14 protein-coding genes and 1 pseudogene are annotated in these 15,354 nt (G+C 66.5%); 7 read left to right on the top strand and 8 right to left on the bottom strand.

The window, feature by feature from the left end:
* From OMP44_RS11560 to OMP44_RS24985, 4 genes and pseudogenes are all read left to right on the top strand, one after another.
* Positions 1-642 (top strand): LysE family translocator, encoded by a 642-nt coding sequence (locus OMP44_RS11560; RefSeq protein ID WP_158893854.1) that lies wholly within the window; start codon positions 1-3, stop codon positions 640-642.
* Positions 643-671: 29 nt separating this feature from the next.
* Positions 672-1,001, top strand: a complete 330-nt coding sequence (locus tag OMP44_RS11555) for an Arc family DNA-binding protein (protein WP_158893856.1) — start codon at positions 672-674, stop codon at positions 999-1,001.
* A gap of 100 nt (positions 1,002-1,101) precedes the next feature.
* Positions 1,102-2,364, top strand: a pseudogene (locus OMP44_RS24990) (HAMP domain-containing methyl-accepting chemotaxis protein); the annotation flags it as partial.
* Between the two features lie 153 nt (positions 2,365-2,517).
* Positions 2,518-3,063 (top strand): methyl-accepting chemotaxis protein, encoded by a 546-nt coding sequence (locus OMP44_RS24985; protein ID WP_372241648.1) that lies wholly within the window; start codon positions 2,518-2,520, stop codon positions 3,061-3,063.
* Between the two features lie 39 nt (positions 3,064-3,102).
* Here OMP44_RS24985 and OMP44_RS11545 read toward each other — a convergent pair whose 3' ends face one another.
* Complete coding sequence (locus tag OMP44_RS11545; protein ID WP_187980566.1) at positions 3,103-3,687, bottom strand: flavin reductase family protein; 585 nt, start codon at positions 3,685-3,687, stop codon at positions 3,103-3,105.
* A 173-nt stretch (positions 3,688-3,860) separates the two neighbouring features.
* Here OMP44_RS11545 and OMP44_RS11540 point away from each other — a divergent pair, with 173 nt between their 5' ends.
* Together OMP44_RS11540 and rep are read left to right on the top strand one after the other, a co-directional pair.
* Positions 3,861-4,553, top strand: a complete 693-nt coding sequence (locus OMP44_RS11540) for a hypothetical protein (protein WP_187980567.1) — start codon at positions 3,861-3,863, stop codon at positions 4,551-4,553.
* Between the two features lie 213 nt (positions 4,554-4,766).
* Positions 4,767-6,779, top strand: coding sequence for a DNA helicase Rep (rep, locus tag OMP44_RS11535; protein ID WP_187980568.1), 2,013 nt, complete (start codon positions 4,767-4,769; stop codon positions 6,777-6,779).
* A gap of 232 nt (positions 6,780-7,011) precedes the next feature.
* Here the strand turns inward: rep and OMP44_RS11530 are convergent, their stop codons facing one another.
* The 3 genes from OMP44_RS11530 to OMP44_RS11520 form a co-directional block, all read right to left on the bottom strand.
* On the bottom strand, positions 7,012-9,621 hold the full coding sequence (locus tag OMP44_RS11530; protein WP_280308235.1) for a cellulase family glycosylhydrolase: 2,610 nt from the start codon (positions 9,619-9,621) through the stop codon (positions 7,012-7,014).
* Positions 9,621-9,836: a hypothetical protein gene (locus OMP44_RS11525; RefSeq protein ID WP_273862419.1), complete on the bottom strand. Its 216-nt coding sequence runs from the start codon at positions 9,834-9,836 to the stop codon at positions 9,621-9,623. The genes OMP44_RS11530 and OMP44_RS11525 overlap by 1 nt, the downstream gene beginning before the upstream one ends.
* 69 nt (positions 9,837-9,905) lie before the next feature.
* The gene (locus OMP44_RS11520) at positions 9,906-10,883 is read right to left on the bottom strand and encodes a hypothetical protein (protein WP_280308232.1); all 978 of its coding nucleotides are present in this window, start codon (positions 10,881-10,883) and stop codon (positions 9,906-9,908) included.
* Between the two features lie 118 nt (positions 10,884-11,001).
* Between OMP44_RS11520 and OMP44_RS11515 the strand changes: the two genes are divergently transcribed.
* On the top strand, positions 11,002-11,583 hold the full coding sequence (locus OMP44_RS11515) for a DinB family protein (RefSeq protein WP_280308229.1): 582 nt from the start codon (positions 11,002-11,004) through the stop codon (positions 11,581-11,583).
* A 227-nt stretch (positions 11,584-11,810) separates the two neighbouring features.
* Here OMP44_RS11515 and OMP44_RS11510 read toward each other — a convergent pair whose 3' ends face one another.
* The 4 genes from OMP44_RS11510 to dadA form a co-directional block, all read right to left on the bottom strand.
* A complete protein-coding gene (locus OMP44_RS11510; protein ID WP_007159860.1) occupies positions 11,811-12,365 on the bottom strand; it encodes a cupin domain-containing protein in 555 nt (184 codons plus the stop codon).
* A gap of 182 nt (positions 12,366-12,547) precedes the next feature.
* Positions 12,548-13,618 (bottom strand): alanine racemase, encoded by a 1,071-nt coding sequence (gene alr, locus OMP44_RS11505; protein ID WP_280308226.1) that lies wholly within the window; start codon positions 13,616-13,618, stop codon positions 12,548-12,550.
* Between the two features lie 93 nt (positions 13,619-13,711).
* Complete coding sequence (locus OMP44_RS11500) at positions 13,712-14,068, bottom strand: RidA family protein (protein ID WP_027597427.1); 357 nt, start codon at positions 14,066-14,068, stop codon at positions 13,712-13,714.
* Positions 14,043-15,341 carry a D-amino acid dehydrogenase gene (dadA, locus tag OMP44_RS11495; protein WP_280308220.1) on the bottom strand — a complete coding sequence of 433 codons (1,299 nt, stop codon included), beginning with the start codon at positions 15,339-15,341 and terminating at the stop codon, positions 14,043-14,045. The genes OMP44_RS11500 and dadA overlap by 26 nt, the downstream gene beginning before the upstream one ends.
* Positions 15,342-15,354: the final 13 nt, after the last annotated feature.

The following is a 15,354-nucleotide window of genomic DNA, read 5'->3' as shown; positions in this document are numbered from 1 at the left end:
ATGTCCCCCTACCTGAGCGAATTCCTCGCCCTGGCGACCATCCACTTCCTCGCCGTGCTCGCGCCCGGCCCGGATTTCGCCGTGACCGTGCGGCAGAGCGTGAGATACGGGCGGCTGATCGGCCTGTGCACCGCCCTGGGCATCGGCGCCGGGATCTCGGTCCACGTGCTCTACACCCTGCTCGGCATCGGCGCCCTGATGCACGCCACGCCCTGGCTGCTGGGGGTCGCCAAGGTCGTCGGCGGCGCCTACATCCTCTGGCTGGGCTTCAACCTGATCCGCAGCAAGCCCACCGCCGCGCCGCTGGACGACAGCCAGTGGCAGCAGGCCGACCTGCAGCGGCAGTCGCCCGGCAAGGCCTTCCTCACCGGCTTCCTGACCAACGCCACCAACCCCAAGGCCACCCTGTTCTTCCTGGCCATCTTCACCACCGTGGTCAGCGGCAGTACGCCGCTGACCGTCCAGGGCCTCTATGGCCTGTGGATGTGCGCGGTCAACGCCGGCTGGTTCGCCCTGGTCAGCCTGCTGTTTTCCAGTCCGCGCGTTCGCCAGACCTTTCTGCGCCTGGGCCACTGGTTCGAGCGAACCATGGGCCTGGTGCTGGTTTTCTTCGCCGGTCGACTGCTGTTGTCGGCGCTTTGACGTCAGTCCATTCGTATTGGAGGTCCTCCATGCCCTACGTCCACCGCGCTCCCGCTGGTATTCCCACGGAAAAGTTCGTCGTCCGCCTGCCCGACGGGATGCGTGAACGCATCGCCGCCGTGGCCCGCTCCCATCGGCACAGCATGAACACCGAGATCGTCGCCTGGCTGGAGCGTAGCCTGGTACAGGACGGGGTGCTGGAGCAGCCGCAGGTCGAAGCGGACGACGAGCTGCTCAATGCCAGCGAGCAACTGCTGCTGCAGCGCTTTCGCCAGCTCAACGAGCGTCAGCAGAATGCGCTGATCTCGGTGCTGGAGCTGGAGTTGCCCGTTCCCGTGCACAGCCGCGAAACCGCCTGAGTCCGGCCGGCACCGCCGCGGACGGAACCGGCCGTCGGCAGCAGGGCCGCCCACCAGGCGGCCCTGACGTGCGGCTTTCAAGTATCGATCGGGACGGCCGATGAAGGGGGTCTTCGTTCTCTCTTCCGGAATTCCCATGTCTGTATCCAAAGCCTCCTGGCTGAGCAATCTCGGCATTTCCAAGAAGCTGGCGCTGGGTTTCGGTGCCCTGCTGGTCATGGTGACGGTGGTGGCGCTGTTCGGTTACCTCACCGCCAACACCCTGCTCGACCGCATCACCAAGACGCGCTACAGCGGTCAGCTCAAGGCCGACGTGCTCAACGTCAGGATCGACGAAAAGGCCTACCTGCTCGATCCCAGCGCGGCCAGTGCCACCCGGCAACAGGCCACTCTGGCCAGGGTGACGGAAGACATCGGCCAGGGCCTCACCCTGCTGACCAACCCGGCCAACGTCGCCATCCTGGGCAGCATCCAGCAGGAGATGAAGACCTACCAGGAGCGCTTCGCTGCCCTGCAGCAGGCCAACCAGACCAGCGCCGAGGCGCAGAAGGAACTGACCCGGGTCTCCGACACCGTTACCGAGACCCTCGACCAGCTGTTCGAACTGGTCTTTGCTCCAGGTGGCAGCTACAGCACCGCCGACCTCAAGGCCCTGGCCGAGATGAAGGCGCAGATGGTCGGTGTGCGCCTGGCCATCCGTCGCTTCCTCGGCACTCCCGATGACAGCAAATCCCAGGCGACCCTCAAGGTCATTGACGAGTTGCTCAAGACCCTGGCCAGCGCCCAGAAGCAGATCGATGGCGATACCGCCGCACGCCTCTACAGCGCCACCCAGGACGTGACCCGCTATCGCGCCTTTTTCGAATCCATCGTCGCCCAGAATCGCCAGGCCCAGGCCGCCGTTGCCAGTCTGCAGGAGCAGGGCAACAAGCTGGTGCAGTTGCTGGATCAGCTGGGCGAAGGCCAGCTGAAGTCCGCCGCGGCCGAGCGCCAGGCCGCCCTGCTCAAGCTGCTGCTGAGCAGCCTGATCGCCCTGCTGATCGGCATCGCCGCCGCCTGGCTGATCACCCGCCAGATCACCCAGCCGCTGGCGACCGCCATGGCCATGCTCAAGCGCGTCGCCGCCGGCGATCTCACCCAGCGCAGCGAGGTGAGCCGCCGCGACGAGCTGGGCGAACTGCAACGCACCACCCAGGCCATGGCCGATGACCTGCGTCAGTTGGTCGGTGGCATCGCCAGTGGCGTGGGGCAACTCAGCAGCGCGGCCGACGAACTCTCGGCCTTTGGCGTCCAGACCAGCCGCGGCGCCACCCAGCAGCGCGACGAGATGCATCAGGTGGCCACCGCCATGAACGAGATGGCGGCCACGGTGCACAATGTCGCGCAAAACACCGCCAACGCCTCCAGCGCCGCGCAGAACGCCGACGGCATGGCCCGCGAAGGCAGTCGCACGGTCAAGCGCGCGGCCCAGGAAATCACCCTGGCCGCCGAGGAGGTGCAGGGTCTGGGCGATGCCATGGAGCGCCTGGACGCCGCCAGCGGTCGCATCGGCAGCGTCATCGACGTGATCAAGGCGATCGCCGAGCAGACCAACCTGCTGGCGCTCAACGCCGCCATCGAAGCCGCCCGCGCCGGCGAACAGGGCCGCGGCTTCGCCGTGGTGGCCGACGAGGTCCGCTCCCTGGCGCAACGGACCCAGGAGTCCACCCAGGAAATCGGCGAACTCATCGCCACCCTGCAACAGGGCACCACCGAAGCCAGTGCGCGGATGCAGGCCAGCCGCGACCGCACCCTGGGCACCGTGACCCTGGCCCAGGACGCCGAACGCGCCCTGGAGGTCATCTACCAGGCGGTGGCGGAGATCCAGAATCTCAATCAGCAGATCGCCACCGCGGTGGAAGAGCAGAGCCTGGTTGCCGAGGAGATCAACGGCAACGTGGTCAAGGTCAGCGGCCTGGCCGAGGAATCGGCCACTGCCAACGCCCACGCCGCGGCGTCGGTCAACGAACTGGCCCGCCTGGGCGGCGATCTGCAGCAGATGGTCGCGCGCTTCCGCGTCTGACCCGGGCCGCGCCGGCGCCAGGCACGGGCGCCGGCGGTCTCAGGCTTTCGGCGTCAGCATCTGCCCCTGGATGCCGTCGCCGATCACCAGGAAGTGACCGCCGGCGACATGGTGCAGGGTGCGCAGGCTGTCCTGGCCACGAAAATCCCAGCGTCCTTCGCGAAACACCCGGGTATCGGCCCGGGCGGCGAGCACCTCACCGAGAAACAGGTCGTAGCCTTGCTGGTTGTGCACCTCGGGCAGCACACGGCATTCCAGCCAGGCCACGCAGCCGGCGATCAGCGGCGCGCTGACCTGTTCGCCCGCCAGCGTCTCGATGCCGTAGGCGGCGAACTTGTCCAGCGCGCGACCGCTGGTATTGCCTACCGTCTGCACCAGATCCACCTGGGCGGCGCAGGGCACGCTGAGCACGAAGCTGCCCTCGGCTTCCAGCAATTCGCGGGTCCAGGTCTGCTTGTCGAGCACCACCGCCACCTTGCCCGGCTCGAAATCCACCGCCATGGCCCAGGCTGCGGCCATGACGTTGCGCCGGCCCGCGTGGGCGGCGCTGACCAGCACCGTGGGACCGTGGTTGAGCAGGCGATAGGCCTTGGCCAGGGGGACGGCGGCAAGGGTTGAATTCATGGCTGGACTCCCGCGGTTAAAGCCCCAGGGTAACGCAGCCCTTGCCGTTCGGCGCCGCGCGGGAAAAAAATTGCCGCTTTGCGCGACGCTCGCCAAACGCCGGAGGACATCAGGGGTCTATCGCCCACTCCCGGTATGGGACCGACAAGAAACCTGCGTTAAGGATGACCTCTATGCCCACTCGCCTGGCTCTCTCCGCCCTGCTGTTCTGCGCCTGCTGTCTCGGCCTGCCGCTGGCCCAAGCACAGACCGCCAGCCCCTCGCACGAGACTTCCGCCACCCAGCCACTCCTCTCCAGCTCCATCAACGACTTCAGCAACGAAGACTGGGATCGTGGCGTCCTGCGCCGGGTGGCCGGCGTGACCATTCCGGCGACCCCGGCCAACGTCGAGGGCTTCATCAGCGGGCGGCAGGTCCAGCTGGGCGATGGCGAGTGGCGTGCCATCACCGAGGTCCAGCGAGTCGGCGACAACCTGGCCGTGTTCGTCGAGGGCCAGCCGCTGGATGCCGAGGCCGTGGGTTATCCCCGGCGCCTGGCGGTGGACGACGCCCCCGGTACCGGGCGCCATCTGCAGCGCCTGCCGGGGCGCTTCAACACCCCGATCAACGACTTCACCAACCAGGACTGGCTCAAGGGCATCTATCGCAAGGCCGCCGGCATTTCCATCCCGGTCACCGAGCGCAATCGCGAGGAATTCAAGCCGGGCGCCATCGTCCGTCTGGCCGACGGCCAGGACTATGCCGTCACCCACGTCAGCGAATTCGGCCGCAGCATGGGCGTGTTCCTCGACAGCCCGGTACTGCCCGGCGAGAAGTACGGCTATCCGCGCCAGCTGACCTTCGTCGCGCCACCGCCCAAGCCCTAAGGGCCTGTTCAAAGTCTCGCGAGCTAGAGCCAAACAAGGCCTAGGCGGCCCCACGAAAAGGCCTGAGGAAGCGGAGTTTATATAGTGTAAATGACCATTCCGAAGGCCTTTGCAACGCAGGTTGGCCGACGCGCAGCAGACTTTGAATCAGGCTCTGACCGCGGGGACTGGCGCTGGTAGAATTCTTGCCCAGCGTCGTCACCCCGGTCCGCCATGTCCAAGCTCAATCCCCGCCAGGCCGAAGCCGTGGCCTACATCAGCGGTCCCCTGCTGGTGCTGGCCGGTGCCGGCTCCGGCAAGACCAGCGTCATCACCCGCAAGATCGCCTACCTGGTGCAGCAGTGTGGCGTCCGCGCCCAGTACATCTGCGCCGTGACCTTCACCAACAAGGCGGCGCGCGAGATGAAGGCGCGGGTGGCCAGCCTGCTGAAAGCCGGCGAAGGCCGCGGTCTGACCGTCTCGACCTTCCACAACCTCGGGCTGAACATCATCCGCCGCGAGTACGTGCACCTGGGCTACAAGCCGGGCTTCTCGATCTTCGACGAGGGCGACATCAAGGCGCTGCTCACCGACATCATGCAGAAGGAATACCAGGGCGACGACGGCCTGGACGAGATCAAGAACTACATTGGCAACTGGAAGAACGACCTCATCCTGCCGGAAGAGGCCCTGGAAAAGGCGCGCACGCCCAAGGAGCAGACCGCCGCGGTGGTCTACCTGCACTACCAGCGCACCCTCAAGGCCTACAACGCGGTCGACTTCGACGACCTCATCCTGATGCCGGTCAAGTTGTTCCAGGAGCATCCCGAGGTGCTGGAGCGCTGGCGCAACCGCATCCGCTACATGCTGGTGGACGAATACCAGGACACCAACACCAGCCAGTACCTGCTGGTGAAGATGCTGGTGCAGGAGCGCGCCCAGTTCACCGTGGTGGGCGACGACGACCAGTCGATCTACGCCTGGCGCGGCGCGCGACCGGAAAACCTGATGCAGCTCAAGGACGACTTCCCCTCGCTCAAGGTGGTGATGCTGGAGCAGAACTACCGCTCCACCAGTCGCATCCTCAGGTGCGCCAACGTGCTCATCGCCAACAACCCCCACGTGTTCGAGAAGCAGCTGTGGAGCGAGATGGGCCACGGCGATCCGATCCGGGTATTGCGCTGCAAGAACGAGGATGGCGAGGCCGAACGCATCGCCCTGGAAATCCTCACGCTGCACCTCAAGACCCAGCGGCCCTACGCGGACTTCGCCATCCTCTATCGCGGCAACCACCAGGCCAAGCTGATGGAGCTCAAGCTCCAGCACCACCAGATTCCCTACCGGCTCTCCGGCGGCACCAGCTTCTTCGCCCGCCAGGAGGTCAAGGACGTGATGTCCTACCTGCGCCTGCTGGTGAATCCGGACGACGACAACGCCTTCCTGCGGGTCATCAACGTGCCGCGCCGGGAGATCGGCTCCACCACCCTGGAAAAGCTCGGCAACTATGCCGGCAGCCGGGATCGCTCGATGTACGCCGCCGCCGACGAGATCGGCCTGGGCGAGCACCTGGACGCCCGCTTCACCGAGCGCCTGGGGCGCTTCAAGCGCTGGATGGACGGGGTCCGCCAGAATTGCGCGGGCGAGGATCCTATCGGCGCCCTGCGCAGCATGGTGATGGACATCGACTACGAGAACTGGATCCGCCAGAACGCCAGCTCCGACAAGGTCGCCGACTTCCGCATGGGCAACGTCTGGTTCCTCCTGGATGCCTTGAAGAACATCCTGGAAAAGGACGAGGACGGCCAGATGACCATCGAGGACGCCATCGCCAAGCTGGTCCTGCGCGACATGCTCGAACGCCAGCAGGAAGAAGAGGAAGGCGCCGACGGGGTGCAGATGATGACCCTGCACGCCTCCAAGGGCCTGGAATTCCCCTATGTGTTCATCATGGGCATGGAAGAGGAAATCCTGCCGCACCGCTCCAGCATCGAGGCCGACACCATCGAGGAGGAACGCCGCCTGGCCTACGTGGGCATCACCCGCGCGCGTCAGACCCTGGCCTTCACCTACGCCACCCGGCGCAAGCAGTACGGCGAGCTGATCGACTGCACCCCCAGTCGCTTCCTCGACGAACTGCCACCCGAGGACCTGCAGTGGGAAGGCCTGGAAGAAGCGCCCCAGGAACAGAAGGCCGCCCGCGGCAACGACGCCCTGGCGGCGATGCGGGCGATGCTGAAGAAGGGCTGAGGATCTCTGCCGGCACTTACCCTCACCCCAACCCTCTCCCTGAGGGAGAGGGGGCATCCGAAGTCACCCTGACGGTTCACCACACGCCAATCAGTCCCCTCTCCCCCAGGGAGAGGGTTAGGGTGAGGGCCGCCCCACGCCGGACTGACACCCCCTCCTTTCCTCCCCCCAAAACGACACCGCCCCCGCTACCGGTCAGGCAGCGGGGGCGGTGGTCTGGCCGCGCCGGGTCTTACTTGGCGAAGCTGGTCACCATGTCGAAGATCGGCTTGGGACGCTTGAGGTCATACATCATCCCGAAGTGGCGCTCGTGGACCACCGAGAGGGTCGGCTCATCGAGCAGTTCGTAGACGTTGATCTCGGCCACCACGTCCCTGTAGCTGGTGTTGAGCACCGTGAGCATCTGCTTGACGCTGTCGTAGCAGGCCCGATCGCCGTCACGGCCGCCGTCGGTGTTGCCCTGGTAGACGTTGCCGCAGTTCATCTCGTTGAAGAACACCTTGGTCTTGTACTTGTTGGCCATGGCGCGTATCTGGCCCAGGTACATGTCCATCCAGTAGCCCTTGTCGTCGACGTAGGGGTAGTAGTGGAAGCTGATGTAGTCGAAGTTGAAGCCCGATGCCTTGGCCTGGTCGAGGAACCACATGGCCCCATTGCGATCACCCGGGCAACGCGAGGTGGTGGTGCGATCATCCGAGTTGCACGCCATCACGTTGATGGTGGTCTTGAGGTTGGCGCCCAGCTCGTCCGAGGCCTGCTTGATGCCGCGATAGATGCCGACCAGGGTGTTGATGCGATCCTGCGCACCCGCCTTGGCGTAGTCCTGCTCGTTGCCGATCTCCCAGATCTTGATGTCGTTGGCGTAGCGCTTGGCCAGGGTATAGGCCTGCGCCTGGGTCAGCTTGTGGGTGATCACCGGCCGCAGGGTGATGTTGTACTTGCGGGCCAGGGACACCAGCCGATCCAGCTCGGGCAGGTTGGTCACCAGATACTCGCCGGAGCGATAGGTGCGCAGATTGCGCGCCGCCAGTAGCTGCAGGCGGGCCTCCATCTCGGCAGGCGGATAGGCGGCGCTGTTGTCGTGGCCGACCACCCCCAGGGGGATGTTCTTGTAGCCGGTCAACGGCGCCGAGGAGACGCTGCCACTGGCGACCGGCAGGACCACGTTCTGCACCGGTTGCACGCTGGCCGCGGGGGTCGGCGTGGTCGTGGTGGTGCCCTGGGCCAGCGCGCTGCTCACCTTCTTGTCGAAGGCGGTCTTGTCGTCGCCCGCGGCGCCACGCATGACCTCCAGTGGCAGGTTGGCGCGCGAGGTGACGCCGTTGGCCAGGCGACTGGTCCAGTAGGCGCTGCCGCTGCTGTCGGCGCTACGGCCATAGAGGTTCTGGTAGACCTGATTGACCAGGGCCGCACCGCTCAGCGAGCCATAGAGGGCGGTCGATTCGCTGTTGCCGGCGAAGTTGGCCGCCAGTTGCTCGACGCTCATGTCGCCGGCCAGGCGCGAGGCCCAGTAGTTGAGGCCGCCGGCATCGGCGGCCCGGCCGTAGTAGGCCAGGTAGAGCTGCTCGACGGTGGTCAGCTTGGACGAGGTCGCGGCATTGGCGGCGGTGCCGGTGACGGCGCCAGCCATGGGCGTGCTGCCTGCGGTGGTGCCCGTGGTGCTGGTACCCGTCGCCGGCGCGGCGCCGGTGGTGGTGCCGGTGGTCGCTCCGGTCGCGCCGGTCGTGCCGGTAGCCCCGGTCCCGCCGGTGGTGCCCGCGGTCGCGCCGCCCGTGGCGGTCTCGGTCTTGGCTGGCGTGGCGGCAGTCGGGGTCACCTGCGGACCGATACCGGCGCAGCTGTCCTTGTCCAGGTACTTGGCCAGCACCGCCCACTGCGGACGCTCCTTGCCATTGATCGGCTCGACCGCCTGGTTGTAGGTGCCCCAGCCCGGGCCGGCGGCCCAGTAGGTGGCCGGAATGCAGTTCTGCTTCAGATAGGCCAGCATGCCGTCGAGAATGGGCAACCAGCGCGCATCCGTGTCAGGTACGCCGAAGCCGCCGATGAAGCCGCGCTTGTTGTTGGCCTTGAGCCAGGTGACGAAGGGCTTGAGGCGCTCGACGCCATAGCTGGGCGAGAGGGTCGCCACGTTCAGGCTGGTGTCGAAGAAGGCCTGGGCCATGAAGATCAGGTTGTTGGCCGGGTCCTTGAGCTTGAGCAGCGTATCGTTCCACTGCGGCCAGCGGGTGGTGTCGGCCCAGCCGTTGCCTTCGATGAAGATCGGGTGGGTCGAATCGACCGCGCGCACGCCATCGATGCCGTACTGGGCAGCGGTCGGCCAGTTGCTCACGGCGTCGTGGGGCTCGTTCATGATGTCGTAGCCATAGAGCGCCGCATGGGTGCCCCAGCGCTGAGCGACGCGGGTCATGAGGTTCTGGAAGGCCTCGTAGGGGATTTCGCCCGCGCCGATGACCTTGCCCTGATAGCGGGCGTAGTTGTGCACATCGAGGATGACCTTGACGCCGTACTTCTGGGCGTAGCCCAGGGTGCGATCGATCAGGCCGGCGTAGGTGGGATCGAGATTGGCCCCCATGGACGATTGCAGGCGCTCCCAGAGGATGGGGAAGCGCACCAGCTTCACGCCCTTGGCGCTCCACTGCTGGAAATGGCTCTCGGCCGGGAAGATGAAGTTGCGGTCGTTGACACCGGGCAGTACCTGGGCGGCGAAGGTGGCGCCGGAGAAGTTGAGACCGACCAGGTCAACGGCCTGGGCGGAGGTGGCAAGCGAAGCGGTGGCGAACAGGGCAGGCAAGAGCAGCGCCTGACGCGGCAGGCGGCGGGAGATGGAGCTAAGGATTGTCATCAAGAAGGAACCAGATAGGCCGAGGTGCGCGATTCGATCCGTGCATCCCACCTCGGTACAGCAGGAAAACTGCCGGGGAAGATCGTTTCCCTAGCACCTGCAAAGCCTAGTGCAAGCGCTAGACCAATAAGAACCCGTGCCATCACGATGCAGGGGTAAACGCGGCGTTTTGCCAGATGTACGGTGCCGATGATGGCACTTTGTGTACCATTCATCGGTGACCATCCGGTCACCGATGAGACCTGCTTTCGCGTTGAAGTCAGGTTTGTCCGCTTTCTGACGGCTCAGGGCTTGCCGGCATAGCGGCGGATCAGTTCCATGACCGGTTTTGGGCGGTCCAGGTCGTACATCAGCCCGAAGTGACGCTCATGGGCAATCGGATGGGTCGGCTCGTCGAGCAATTCGTAGACGTTGATCTCGCGAACGATGTCGCGATAGCGCCCATTGAGTTCGGAAAGGATGGCTTCGAGGCTGTCATGGCAGCCCTGATCGCCCGGCCGGCCGCCATCGGTGGCGCCCTGGTAGATCTCGCCGCAATTGACCTCATTGAAGAAGATCCGCGTCCGGTACTTTTCCGCCATGGCGCGCATCTGCCCCAGGTAGAGATCCATCCAGCGGCCGCGGTCGCGGTAGTGCGGGTAGTAGTGGAAGCTGATGTGGTCGAATGCGAACCCGGCGGCCCGGGCCTGATCGAGAAACCACATGGACCCCAGGCGATCGCCCGGGCAACGGGCCTTGGGGCCCCGGTCGTCGGGGTTGCAGGACATCACGTTGATGGTGGTCTCGAGGCCGGCGTCCAGTTCGTCGGAGGCCCGGCGGATGCCGCGATAGATGTCCACCAGTCGACTGATGCGGATGCCGGCGCCGACCCGCGAATAGTCCTGCTCGTTGCCGATCTCCCAGATCTTGATGTCCTTGGCGTAGCGCTTGGCCAGGGCATAGGCCTGGGCCTGGGTCAGTTGCTGGGTGATCACCGGTCGCAGGGTGATGCGGTACTGGCGGGCCAGGGCCACCAGGCGATCCAGGCGGGGCAGATCCAGCAGCAGGAATTCACCCGAGCGATAGCTGCGCAGGTTGTAGCGGTCGAGCAGCTGCAGGCGCCTTTCCATCTGCGCATCGGGATAGGCGGCGTTGTTGTCGTGGCCGACCACGCCCAGGGGGATGTAGGGCAGGTCGGGCAGGGCGACGGAGTCGGCGGCCCGGACCGGGGCACCCAGGCACAGGGCGGCGACCAGGCCGAACCAGGGCGAAATTCTAGGCATCAGGCGCATCCTTGCAGATAGAGAGCAGAGCCGCGGAGCATGGCAAAGTGCCGGCAGCGGCTCAATGCCAAGGGGGCCCAGGCTGCGACCTCCGCCACACCGCCGCAGGTTACAGTAGGTGTCCGCGCGCCGTGCCGAGGACCTGCCCATGACCACCACCCTGCTGCTGGCCCAGGCCTGCAACAATCGCTGGTCGAACCACCTCCTGCTGGCGGCCTGCGCCCTGCTGCCGGTCGCCGCCCTGCGGGCGCCCCAACCCGCCGCCTTCTTCGGCTCGCTCTGGGCCCTGCTCGGCCATCTGCTCGATGTCGATCGCTTCTATCTCGATGCCCTGCACGACCAGCCCCGGCCCTACCAGGATACCGCCTGGCCTGACCTGGCGACGCTGCGTGCGGCCCAGAGCGCCAGTGACCTGCGCCTCATCGCCCTGTGCCGCAACCTTGGTCCGCAGCAACTGACCCCGCTCATCACCCTGCCCCGCGCCAGCGGCCCGGTACGGGAACAGCGCCTGCGCACCCTGCAGCACCTCTTCGTGCACCAGCTGCACCACCGCGGCCAGGCCCACGCCCTGCTCCTGGCCAGCGGCGTGGCGCCGCCGCAACTGGACGAATTCTTTCTCGCCCAGGACGAACCGCTACGCCGGGCGGAGCTGGCGGCCCTGGGGATCGATGAAGGGGAGTTATGGGGGACTGCCCCGTAGGTTGGGTTGAGCGCAGCCAAGCCCAACAGGCCTTACCTCGACGTGGCGGCGATGTTGGGCTTCGACGATGAAACTGTCTCAGCCCAACCTACGGTCTGCCCACGAATCTACCCGGCCAGCCCCCTCTCCCTCCTGGAGAGGGTTGGGGTGAGGGCCGCTCCCGCACCGGCCTCCAGGTGGAAAAGACTGCGCCGTTTTCCACCCTACAGCCGCCTTGCCGCGGGTGCTCAGAAATTCGCCGGCGTGGTCGCGCTGATCAGCCGGGCGGGGGCTTCGAAGGGATTGCGGAAGCGATGCGGGCGGCTGCTTTCGAAGTAGTAGCTGTCGCCGGGTTCGAGGATGTGCACCTCGCCGCCCACGGTCAGCTCCAGGCGGCCTTCCACCACCAGGCCGGCCTCCTCGCCTTCATGGGCGTACATCTCTTCGCCGGTGTCGGCGCCGGGCGGATAGGTCTCGTCGAGAAAGGCCAGGGCGCGACTGGGATGGGCCCGACCGACCAGGCGCATGCGCACGGTGTGGGCGCCACTGGAGATGTCGATGAGCTCATTGGCGCGATAGACCACCTGGGTCGGCGTGTCCTGCTCCAGGTCCAGGGAAAAGAATTCCACCAGGGACATGGGGATGCCGGCCAGCACCTTTTTCAGCGAGCTGATGGAGGGACTGACGCTGTTCTTCTCGATCATCGAGATGGTGCTGTTGGTCACCCCGGCACGCTTGGCGAGTTCGCGCTGGGAGAGGCCCTTGAGGGTACGGATGGTTTGCAGGCGGGCACCGACGTCCAAGGTGGGAAAGACTCCTCGAGCAGGCGGGTGAGACGTGGCCAGGCCACGCGCTGAAGGCGTGCCGCGGCACGGTGTTCGGCATCATGGCAACGCTGTTCGAGATTTACAACACCACGACGGACGTGCGGCCTCCGCAAGGCGTTCGCCTGGCGGCGGCAGCGCCCGGAGGCCCTGCCCAGGGCCTAGTCGCGATAGCTGCGCGCCACCCGCTTGAGATTGCACAGCAGCTGGTAGGGGATGGTGTCGCAGCGTTCCGCCAGGTCCGCCACCGACACCTGGCGGCCCCAGAATTCCACCTCGCTGCCCACCCCGGCCTGGGGATGATCGGTGAGGTCGACGGTGAGCATGTCCATGGATACCCGACCGATCAGTTGGCCGGGACGGCCTTCGATGGCCACCGGGGTGCCGTTGGGCGCATGGCGCGGATAGCCATCGGCATAGCCCAGGGCGACCACGCCGACCCGGGTCGGCCCGGCGGTGACGAAGCGCGCGCCATAGCCCACCGGCTCGCCGGCTGGCAGTTCGCGTACGGCGATCACCCGCGAGGTCAGGGTCATCACCGGTTGCAGTCGTTCGGCCGCAGCCTGGGGCGTAGCGAAGGGCGAGACGCCATAGAGCATCAGCCCCGGGCGCACCCAGTCACCGGCCGCCTGGGGCCAGCCCAGGGTCGCCGGCGAATTGCGCAGGCTGGTGGGTCCGGGCAGGCCCTCGGTGGCCGCGCGGAAGGTGGCGATCTGCGTCGCGGTGGCCGGGCTGTCCGGTTCGTCAGCGCGGGCGAAGTGGGTCAGCTTGACGATGCCGCTGACCTTGCCGCTGGCCAGCAGTCGCCGGTAGGCGGCGGCGTAGTCCTGGGGAAAGAAGCCGACCCGGTGCATGCCGGAATCCAGCTTCAGCCAGACCTGCAGCGGCCGCGCCAGAGTGGCCCGCTCCACCGCCTGGAGTTGCCAGTCGGCATGGATCACCGTCCAGAGATCATGCTCGGCAATCAGCGGCAATTCGTCGACGCCGAAGAAGCCTTCCAGCAACAGGATGGGCGCACGGATCCCGGCGGCGCGCAGCTCCAGGGCCTCCTCGATGCAGGCCACGGCGAAGCCGTCGGCTTCCTTGGCCAGGGCGCTGGCCACCGCCACGGCGCCATGGCCATAGGCATCGGCCTTGATCACCGCCAGGGCGCGGGCATCGGAGAGTTCAAGTGCCAGGCGATAGTTCTGGCGCAGGGCGGCAAGGTCGATGACGGCGCGGGCGGGACGCATGGGAGGTCTCGGCAAAGGAAGCGTGAGGGAAAGGAGGGCTGGACAGCGCCCTCACCCCGGCCCTCTCCCAGGGGGAGAGGGGGAACAGCGGTCTTAGGCCTTGACGGCGGCGATGACGTTCATTTCCACCAGGATGTCCGGCTTGGCCAGCTTGGCTTCGACGGTGGTGCGACCCGGGGTGGCGCCCTGGGCGGCCCATTCGTCCCAGGCGCGATTCATGCCCTCGAAGTGCAGGGCGATGTCGCGCAGGAAGATGGTCACCACCAGGATGTGCTGCTTGTCGCTGCCGGCCTCGGCGAGGAATTTGTCGACGTTGGCCAGGGTCTCGCGGGTCTGCTGGTAGATGTCGCCGGAAAAGTCGTCGGCCAGCTGGCCGGCCAGGTAGACGGTACCATTGTGGATGTTGATTTCGCTGAGGCGGCGATCAGTGTGCAGACGCTGTACGGGCATTGCGCGGGGACTCCTGGGTAGCGGAATAACGGGAGATGTCGAGACCCTCGGCGCTGATCTGCGGCTGCTTGCGGGCGATCAGATCGGCCAGCAGGCGACCGGAGCCGCAGGCCATGGTCCAGCCCAGCGTCCCGTGCCCGGTATTGAGGAACAGGTTGCGATAGCGGGTGGCACCGACGATGGGGGTCCCGTCCGGGGTGGCGGGTCGCAGACCGGTCCAGAAGCTGGCCCGGGCGAGGTCGCCGCCGCGAGGATAGAGGTCGCCGGTGATCATTTCCAGGGTCGCGCGGCGGCGCGGATCCAGGTTCAGGTCGAAGCCGCAGATCTCCGCCATGCCGCCGACGCGGATGCGATCGTCGAAGCGGGTGATGGCGACCTTGTAGGTCTCGTCGAGGATGGTCGAGGTCGGCGCCATGGCGGCATCGACGATGGGCACCGTCAGCGAATAGCCCTTGAGCGGATAGACCGGCGCGCGGATGCCCAGGGGCGCCAGCAGCTGTGGCGAATAGCTGCCCAGGGCCAGGACGTAGTGATCGGCGGTGAGCAGTTCGCCATCGACCCTGACGCCATCGATGCGATCGCCACTGGCGCTGAGTTGCTGGATCTCGGCGCCGAAGCGGAATTCCACGCCCAGGCGGCGGGCCTCCTCGGCCAGGCGATTGGTGAACAGGAAGCAGTCGCCGGTCTGGTCGTTGGGCAGGCGCAGGCCGCCGGCCAGCTTGTGCTTGACCGCCGCCAGCGCCGGTTCGACCCGGGCCACACCGTCGCGGTCGAGCAGCTCGAAGGGCACGCCGGAGCGCTCCAGCACGGCGATGTCCTTGGCCGCGGCCTCCACCTGCTGCTGGGTGCGGAAGATCTGGGTGGTGCCCAGCTGGCGGCCTTCGTAGGCAATGCCGGTGTCCTGGCGCAACTCGTCGAGGCAGTCGCGGCTGTATTCGGACAGCCGCACCATGCGTTCCTTGTTGACCGCATAGCGGGCCGCGGTGCAGTTGCGCAGCATCTGCGCCATCCACAGGTACTGGCTGCTGTCGCCGGTCAGGCGGATGGCCAGAGGCGCGTGCTTCTGGAACAGCCACTTCAGCGCCTTGAGCGGTACGCCGGGCGCGGCCCAGGGCGAGGCATAGCCAGGCGAGACCTGACCGGCGTTGGCATGGCTGGTCTCCAGCGCGGGACCGGCCTGGCGATCGACCACGACCACCTCGAAACCCTGACGGGCCAGATAGTAGGCGCTGGTCGTGCCGATGACGCCGCTACCCAAAACCAGTACACGCATCGCTAGCTCCTGG

The sequence above is a fragment of the Pseudomonas flavocrustae genome, from assembly GCF_029872515.1.
GTDB classification, from domain to species: domain Bacteria; phylum Pseudomonadota; class Gammaproteobacteria; order Pseudomonadales; family Pseudomonadaceae; genus Chryseomonas; species Chryseomonas aestiva.
Note: the sequence above shows the minus strand (reverse complement) of the source record. Positions and strands in the feature narration are given on the sequence as shown.

What these genes read in the sequence shown, in the direction of transcription:
- OMP44_RS11560 (WP_158893854.1), top strand. Translation starts at nt 1, where the DNA reads ATGTCCCCCTACCTGAGCGAATTCCTCGCCCTGGCGACCATCCACTTC.
- OMP44_RS11555 (WP_158893856.1), top strand. Translation starts at nt 672, where the DNA reads ATGCCCTACGTCCACCGCGCTCCCGCTGGTATTCCCACGGAAAAGTTC.
- OMP44_RS24985 (WP_372241648.1), top strand. Translation starts at nt 2,518, where the DNA reads ATGGAGCGCCTGGACGCCGCCAGCGGTCGCATCGGCAGCGTCATCGAC.
- OMP44_RS11545 (WP_187980566.1), bottom strand. Translation starts at nt 3,687, where the DNA reads ATGAATTCAACCCTTGCCGCCGTCCCCCTGGCCAAGGCCTATCGCCTG.
- OMP44_RS11540 (WP_187980567.1), top strand. Translation starts at nt 3,861, where the DNA reads ATGCCCACTCGCCTGGCTCTCTCCGCCCTGCTGTTCTGCGCCTGCTGT.
- rep (WP_187980568.1), top strand. Translation starts at nt 4,767, where the DNA reads ATGTCCAAGCTCAATCCCCGCCAGGCCGAAGCCGTGGCCTACATCAGC.
- OMP44_RS11530 (WP_280308235.1), bottom strand. Translation starts at nt 9,621, where the DNA reads ATGACAATCCTTAGCTCCATCTCCCGCCGCCTGCCGCGTCAGGCGCTG.
- OMP44_RS11525 (WP_273862419.1), bottom strand. Translation starts at nt 9,836, where the DNA reads ATGAATGGTACACAAAGTGCCATCATCGGCACCGTACATCTGGCAAAA.
- OMP44_RS11520 (WP_280308232.1), bottom strand. Translation starts at nt 10,883, where the DNA reads ATGCCTAGAATTTCGCCCTGGTTCGGCCTGGTCGCCGCCCTGTGCCTG.
- alr (WP_280308226.1), bottom strand. Translation starts at nt 13,618, where the DNA reads ATGCGTCCCGCCCGCGCCGTCATCGACCTTGCCGCCCTGCGCCAGAAC.
- OMP44_RS11500 (WP_027597427.1), bottom strand. Translation starts at nt 14,068, where the DNA reads ATGCCCGTACAGCGTCTGCACACTGATCGCCGCCTCAGCGAAATCAAC.
- dadA (WP_280308220.1), bottom strand. Translation starts at nt 15,341, where the DNA reads ATGCGTGTACTGGTTTTGGGTAGCGGCGTCATCGGCACGACCAGCGCC.